The 6,530-nt window shown below is 71.1% G+C and carries 9 protein-coding genes; 5 read left to right on the top strand and 4 right to left on the bottom strand.

Going from position 1 to position 6,530, the window contains the following annotated elements:
* Both RMO85_RS17155 and RMO85_RS17150 read left to right on the top strand, forming a co-directional pair.
* A partial coding sequence (locus RMO85_RS17155) for a DUF3093 family protein (protein ID WP_310529934.1) occupies positions 1-201 on the top strand: 201 nt, incomplete at its 5' end.
* Positions 202-230: 29 nt separating this feature from the next.
* Entirely contained in the window at positions 231-554 is a 324-nt protein-coding gene (locus tag RMO85_RS17150) for a DUF4235 domain-containing protein (RefSeq protein ID WP_310529933.1), read from the top strand.
* A gap of 81 nt (positions 555-635) precedes the next feature.
* Here RMO85_RS17150 and RMO85_RS17145 read toward each other — a convergent pair whose 3' ends face one another.
* The 3 genes from RMO85_RS17145 to RMO85_RS17135 all read right to left on the bottom strand — a co-directional run bounded on the left by RMO85_RS17145 (position 636) and on the right by RMO85_RS17135 (position 2,983).
* Entirely contained in the window at positions 636-926 is a 291-nt protein-coding gene (locus tag RMO85_RS17145; RefSeq protein ID WP_310529932.1) for a DUF4193 domain-containing protein, read from the bottom strand.
* A 153-nt stretch (positions 927-1,079) separates the two neighbouring features.
* On the bottom strand, positions 1,080-1,886 hold the full coding sequence (locus RMO85_RS17140) for an inositol monophosphatase family protein (protein WP_310529931.1): 807 nt from the start codon (positions 1,884-1,886) through the stop codon (positions 1,080-1,082).
* On the bottom strand, positions 1,883-2,983 hold the full coding sequence (locus RMO85_RS17135) for a ferrochelatase (RefSeq protein WP_310529930.1): 1,101 nt from the start codon (positions 2,981-2,983) through the stop codon (positions 1,883-1,885). The genes RMO85_RS17140 and RMO85_RS17135 overlap by 4 nt, the downstream gene beginning before the upstream one ends.
* Before the next feature lie 44 nt (positions 2,984-3,027).
* On the opposite strand from RMO85_RS17135, the gene RMO85_RS17130 reads away from it, so the two are divergent.
* Positions 3,028-4,329 (top strand): D-arabinono-1,4-lactone oxidase, encoded by a 1,302-nt coding sequence (locus tag RMO85_RS17130; RefSeq protein ID WP_310529929.1) that lies wholly within the window; start codon positions 3,028-3,030, stop codon positions 4,327-4,329.
* Positions 4,330-4,338: 9 nt separating this feature from the next.
* On the opposite strand, the gene RMO85_RS17125 is transcribed toward RMO85_RS17130, so the two are convergent.
* Complete coding sequence (locus RMO85_RS17125; protein WP_310529928.1) at positions 4,339-4,986, bottom strand: trimeric intracellular cation channel family protein; 648 nt, start codon at positions 4,984-4,986, stop codon at positions 4,339-4,341.
* 118 nt (positions 4,987-5,104) lie between these two features.
* On the opposite strand from RMO85_RS17125, the gene sepH reads away from it, so the two are divergent.
* A complete protein-coding gene (gene sepH, locus RMO85_RS17120) occupies positions 5,105-6,091 on the top strand; it encodes a septation protein SepH (protein ID WP_310529927.1) in 987 nt (328 codons plus the stop codon).
* Positions 6,092-6,096: 5 nt separating this feature from the next.
* Positions 6,097-6,530 (top strand): MOSC N-terminal beta barrel domain-containing protein (locus tag RMO85_RS17115; protein WP_310529926.1); only part of this gene is annotated, 434 nt, incomplete at its 3' end.

The following is a 6,530-nucleotide window of genomic DNA, read 5'->3' as shown; positions in this document are numbered from 1 at the left end:
GTGACGGCGCTCGACGCCGACGCGATGCGGCTCCAGGCCGGCCGGGACGCCGACGTGCGCGCCTACCTGCTGCTGCGGCCCTACCTCAAGCGCGGCGTCCGGGTCGACCTGAGCGACCCGAGCGACCCGGCGCCCTACTGGCTGATCAGCTCGCGGCGACCCGAGCGGCTCGTCGCCGCCCTCGCCCCGACCGGTCCGTGAGCCCACCTGCTCTGGGTAGGGTGGCTCCCATGGCATCCGGATCCAGCAGCAAGGCATGGTCTGCCTTCTCGCTCGTCGCCGCCCTCGGGTCGGCAGCGATCGCGAAGAAGGGACTCAACACGACGTGGCGAGCAGCGACGGGCAAGAACCCGCCCGCCAACCCCGCCGACCCCGATGTCGACCTGTGGGAGGCGGTGGCCTGGGCCACGGTCAGCGGCACCCTCGTCGCACTGGCCCGGATGCTCGCGACCCGTCGCGCCGCCAACTACTACGCGCGCTCCACCGGGCACTTGCCCCCGCCGCTCCAGAAGGACGGTCAGGACGCCGACAAGGCGGCACCGGCCCAGACCTGACGCGGACCCTGAACAGACTGTGAGGCCGCGTCCCCTCGTGGGGGACGCGGCCTCACGGTGTCGACCGTTGGTCGACGGCGATCAGGCGCAGTCGCGGCAGATCAGCTTCTTCTCGTCGGCAAGCTGCGAGCGGTGGTGCACCAGGAAGCAGCTCATGCAGGTGAACTCGTCCTCCTGGCGGGGCATCACCTCGACGGCGAGCTCCTCGTGCGACAGGTCGGCACCGGGCAGCTCGAATGATTCCGCGGCCTCGGTCTCGTCCTCGTCGACCTTGCCGGAGTTCTTGTCGTGGCGACGAGCCTTGAGCTCCTCGATGCTCTCTTCGCTCTGGTCCTCTTCGGTCTTGCGTGGCGCGTCGTAGTCAGTGGCCATCTTCGTCCCTCTCCCCATCAGCTCGAAGCCCATGGGTGGTGGGCCTCGTCATGCTCGTCGGCGCCAGATTGTGCACCATGAACGTCCCTCCCGCTACGGCGGACCCGCACAGTCCCGTGAACAGGTGATGACGGTGGCGTATTCCCGCTCGTCTCAGGCGAGGAAGCCGGCTGTGCGCAGCGCGTTCACGAACGTGTCCCAGCCGTCAGCGGGGGTGCCCACCACGAGGGCGTTCGTGGCGGCCTCGGGGCTGACCTCGCGCAGCCGCCCGGCGAGGAGCGCGAACCGGCCACCGGCCTCGGTCAGCACCAGTCCACCCGCGGCGTAGTCCCAGGGACTCGGGCCCTCCTCGACGTAGGCGTCGCCGCTGCCGTCGGCGACGTGGCACAGGTCCAGCGCGCACGAGCCCATCCGGCGGATGTCTCGCACGTGCGGCAGCAGCGCGGCCACACAGGTCGCCTGATGGGTGCGGACGTCGCTGCGGTAGCCGAAGCCCGTGAGCACGAGTCGCTCGGCGAGCGGTGGTGTGGGGCGTACGCCGATGGGCCGGCCGTCGCGCGTCGCGCCGGCGCCCCGCGCTGCGGCGTACTCGACTCCCGACGAGCCGTTGACCACGACGCCCGCGACGATCTCCCCGTCGATCTCCGCGGCGATGGAGACGGCCCAGTCGGGCAGGCCGTAGAGGTAGTTGACCGTGCCGTCGATCGGGTCGACGATCCACCGCACACCGCTGGTGCCCGGATGGTCCTCGCCCTCCTCCCCCATGATCGCGTCATCGGGTCGGACCGCGAGGATCCGGGCGCGGATCAGCTCCTCGCTGGCACGATCGGCCGCGGTGACCACATCGACGGCACTCGACTTGGTGTCGGCGACCGCGATGCCGCCGTCGCGCATCTGACGTGCCAGCGCGACTGCTTCGCGGCCGATGACCAGCGCCAGCTCCCGGAGCTCGGCGCTCACGCGTCCAGCCCGCACAACGCAGGCCGCTCGCCGCGCGGATTGGGGCAACAGCCGACGGCACAGATCTCCGGCCAGGCGGCAAGGTCGCCGACCGCGGCGCGGTCCACCTGCTCGCCGCGCTCGACCGCGGCCCGCTCGACGAGCAGATCGCGCACCATCGCCACGAACCGCGGGTCGTCGCCCGGGGTCGCGGCTCGCGCCGCCTCGAGGCCGAGCTTCTGCGCGGTGGCCAGGGCCTCGGTGTCGAGGTCGTAGATGACCTCCATGTGATCGGAGACGAAGCCCACCGGCACCAGCACGACCGCGCCGGCACCGCGCTGGGCGATGGCGGCGAGGTGGTCGTTCACGTCGGGTTCGAGCCAGGGCGTGTGGGGCGAGCCGGAGCGCGAGCAGTAGACGAGGGAGTAGTCGTGGTGGCGGCCGGTCTCCTGACGCACCCGCGCGGTGATCTCCGCGGCGACGCTGAGGTGCTGGCGCACGTAGGCGTCACCGTCGCCACCACTCGTGACGGCCATCTCGGTCGGGATCGAGTGCGTGACGAAGACCAGCTCGGCCCGCTCGCGCACGTTGTCCGAGAGCTCGGCCAGCCCGGCCAGGGTCGCGTCGACGACGGGCTCCACGAAGCCCGGATGATTGAAGTACTGCCGCAGCCGGTCCAGTCGGGGCGCGCCCTCGACCTCGGCCGCGGCGGCCGCGAGGTTCTCGCGGTACTGCCGGCAGGAGGAGTAGCACGAGTAGGCCGAGGTGGTCAGGACCGCGGCTCGGGTGATGCCGTCGTCGCGCATCTGCGCGAGCGTGTCGGCGAGGTAGGGGTCCCAGTTGCGGTTGCCCCAGTAGACCGGGAGGTCGATGCCGCCGCCGGCCAGGTCCTCGCGGATCGCTGCGAGCAGGGCACGGTTCTGGTCGTTGATCGGGCTGCGTCCGCCGAAGAGGAAGTAGTGCTGGCCGACCTCCTCGAGGCGCTCCCGGGGGATCCCCCGTCCCCGGGTGACGTTCTCCAGGAACGGCACGACGTCGTCGGGCTTCTCCGGGCCTCCGAAGGACAGCAGGAGGAGTGCGTCGTACGGCGACACGTCTGGACCGGTCGAGGAAAACATGGGTTCAGCCTAGTGACGCCCCGAAGCCTCACTACCCTCTCCCCATGGGGGCGTGGACGAACTGGGCAGGGACCGAGGCCGCAAGGCCGCGCAAGGTCGTCACACCCGATGCCACCGTGCTGATCCAGCGCGAGATCGAGCACGCTGTCGCCCATCGTGGCACCGTGAAGATGATGGGCGCCGGCCACAGCTTCTCCGGGATCTCGGCGCCGGTCGGCACGATGCTGCGACCCGACCAGCTGGTCGGCATCGTCTCGGTCGACCGGGACGCCATGACGGTGACCGTGCTGGCCGGCACCCCGCTGCACGTGCTCAACTCCGAGCTCGGCCGACTCGGCCTGTCGCTGCACAACATGGGCGACATCGCCGAGCAGACCATTGCCGGGGCCACCTCCACCGGCACCCACGGCACGGGTGGCACCGTCGCCTCGCTGTCTGCGCAGATCGCCGCGTTCACCATCCTCAGCGGCCACGGCGAGGAGATCACCGCCTCGCCCACGTCGTTCCGCGCGCTCTACGAGTTCGGCCGGATCGGGCTCGGGGCCCTCGGCATCCTGACCAGGATCACGCTCTTCGTGGAGCCGCTCTTCGCGCTCGAGGCGCACGAGCAGCCGACCACCTGGGACGCCGCGCTGGCGACGTACGACGAGCTCACCCACGAGCACCATCACGTCGACCTCTACTGGTTCCCCCACACCGAGCAGGTGCTGACGAAGACCCATGACAGGCTCGCCGAGCTGGACGGACTCCGTCCGCTGAGCCGGTGGAAGCACTGGCGCGACGACGAGTTCCTCTCCAACACGGTCTTCGGCATGCTCACCACCATCGGCACCCACGCGCCCGCGACCGTGCCCGTGCTCAACCAGCTCTCGGGCAACGCGCTGTCCGAGCGGTCCTACAGCGACATCTCCCACCGGGTCTTCACGTCGCCGCGCCGGGTCCGGTTCAAGGAGATGGAGTATGCCGTGCCGCGCGCGGTCGGTCTCGAGGCGCTGCGGGAAGTACGCCGACTCATCGAGTCCTCCGGCTGGCGCATCAGCTTCCCGGTCGAGATCCGGACCACTCCCGCCGACGACATCCCCCTGTCGACCGCCTCGGGCCGCGACTCGATGTATCTCGCCTTCCACGTGCCGGCGAAGGCCGACCACACCGAGTACTTCGCCGCCGTCGAGGCAGTGCTCCGCACGTATGACGGTCGACCGCACTGGGGCAAGATGCACACCCTGGTCGCCGACGACCTGGCCGCGATCTATCCGCGCTTCAACGACTTCCTGACCGTGCGAGAGGACATGGACCCCCAGCGGGTCTTCCGCAACCCCTACCTCCGGCAGGTGCTGGGCGACTAGCGCCGGCAGTCAGACGTTCGAGGGCCCTCGCGGCTTCGGCGCGCGGATGTCGAGGACGATCGCGAGCAGACGCAGGACCAGGCAGACCCCGAAGCCGGCGCTCGCCACCACCCCGAACGGCAGCCCGGCAAGGTTCAGGCCCACGGCGATGCCGGCCCCGGCCAGCGCCGGCGTGGCGTAGAGACTGCCGCTGAACACGTCCGGCGGCCGGCCCGCGAGGAGGTCGCGCACCATGCCGCCACCGATGCCGGTCACCATGCCCATCAGTGCGGCAGGCACCGGGCCGAGGCCGTACTCGACGGCCTTCAGCGCGCCGGTGACGCAGAACAGGGACAGCCCGAAGGCGTCGATGACGTCGACCACCCGCTCGAGTCGGCCCAGGGTCGGGTGGAACGCGAAGGTCACGAGCCCTGCGCCGAACGGCACGATCAGGTAGCGCCAGTCCGCCAGCGCCGCCGGCGGGGTCGCATCGATGAGTACGTCGCGGAGGAACCCGCCGCCCAGACCGGTCGTGCCCGCGAGCACCAGGACGCCGAAGACGTCGAACCCCTTGCGGACCCCCACGAGCGCGCCGGAGATGGCGAAGACGAAGATCCCGAGGAGGTCGAGCACGACCAGCGCAGCGGCCGAATCAGGCAGGGACACGAGGACGACCACCGGTGCACGCTATCCGCAGGCACGCCGCTCGCGTAGCCGGGCTCCGCGCGTGCGCTGGCGTAGGCTCGGCGAGACCGGACACAGGCGTACGACCACCACCTGCAGGAGTGCAGCATCCATGGCCCACCTCACGCTCGCGGGACTGAGCGACGATGGCCTGCGCCTGCTGCTGGTGGATGACAACGGAGCCGAGTTCACCCTCGACATCGACGCCCAGCTCCGCGCCACCCTCCGCGGCGAACACGCCCGCATCGGCCAGTTGGAGATTCAGATGGACAGTGCTCTTCGCCCCCGCGACATCCAGACCCGCATCCGGGGCGGCGAGTCACCCGAGTCGGTGGCCCAGGCAGCCCAGACCACGGTCGAGAAGATCATGGTGTTCGCGGCGCCCGTGCTCGCCGAGCGGGCCCACATCGCCCAGCGTGCCCAGTCCTCCTCGCTGCGCCGCAAGGCCGGCGACACCGGCGCCCGCACGCTCGGCGAGGCCATCAGCGCCCACCTGCACACCTTCAACGTCGATCCTGCCGTCGTGGAGTGGGACGCCTGGCGGCGCGAGGACGGCCGCTGGACCCTGACGGGCTCGTTCCGCACCTCGCAGCGCAAGGGCAAGGCCACCTTCGCATTCGACGTGCGCGGCAACTTCGTCACCTCCGAGGACGAGGACGCGCGCTGGCTCGTCGGCGAGCCGGTGAGCCGCCCGGCGGCGTCCGCGCAGGCGCGCGACGATCTCCAGCCGGCCCGGGTCCGCCGGCTCAACGCCGTACCCGCCGACGAGCTGCCGCTGGGCGAGGACGCGATCGAGCTCGTCACCGACGAGGCCGACTCCGTCGACGAGGTGAGCCCGGCGGAGACCACGATCGACCTCACCGAGGCCGGCCTCGGCACCGAGCAGTCGGTCGAGGCCTACCTCTCCGACGACACCCCCGACGACACCAGCGACGACCCCGAGCGCAACGCCTCGGAGCACGACCCGGCCGCCGCCGTCGCGGACGAGCACGACCCGGCCGAGGACGAGCCGCCGTCGCGCCGGCCCGCCCGCAAGGCCCGGGGTCGGGCGTCGGTCCCCAGCTGGGACGAGATCATGTTCGGCGGTCCGAGCGACTGACCCTGATGCTGCTGACCGGACTCAACATCCATCCCGTCAAGAGCACCGCGATCCGGCCGGTGGGCTCAGCGGATGTGGGGCTCGGTGGCCTCGACGGCGATCGGACGTTTCTGGTCGTCGACGGCGACGGCGAGTTGGTCTCGGCGCGCGAGCAGCACTCGCTGTTCGCGATCACGGCGGACACACCCATGACCGATCCGTCACTCGCGTCCGCGCTGAGGCTGCGGACGGCCGACCTGCCCGACCTGCTTGTCGACGTACCCACGGGCGGTCTCGTCCGCGCCAAGGTGCACTCGCAGGAGCTCCAGGGCATCCCCGCCGGCCCGGAGGCGGACGCCTGGCTGCGCGCGGCGACCGGTCGCGACGACCTCCACCTCGTCTGGTGTGACGACCCGACGCGACGCACGCTCAACCCGGCCCACTCGCGCGCCGAGGACTA

The sequence above is a fragment of the Nocardioides sp. genome, from assembly GCF_031422975.1.
Taxonomy (GTDB): Bacteria; Actinomycetota; Actinomycetes; order Propionibacteriales; family Nocardioidaceae; genus Nocardioides.
Note: the sequence above shows the minus strand (reverse complement) of the source record. Positions and strands in the feature narration are given on the sequence as shown.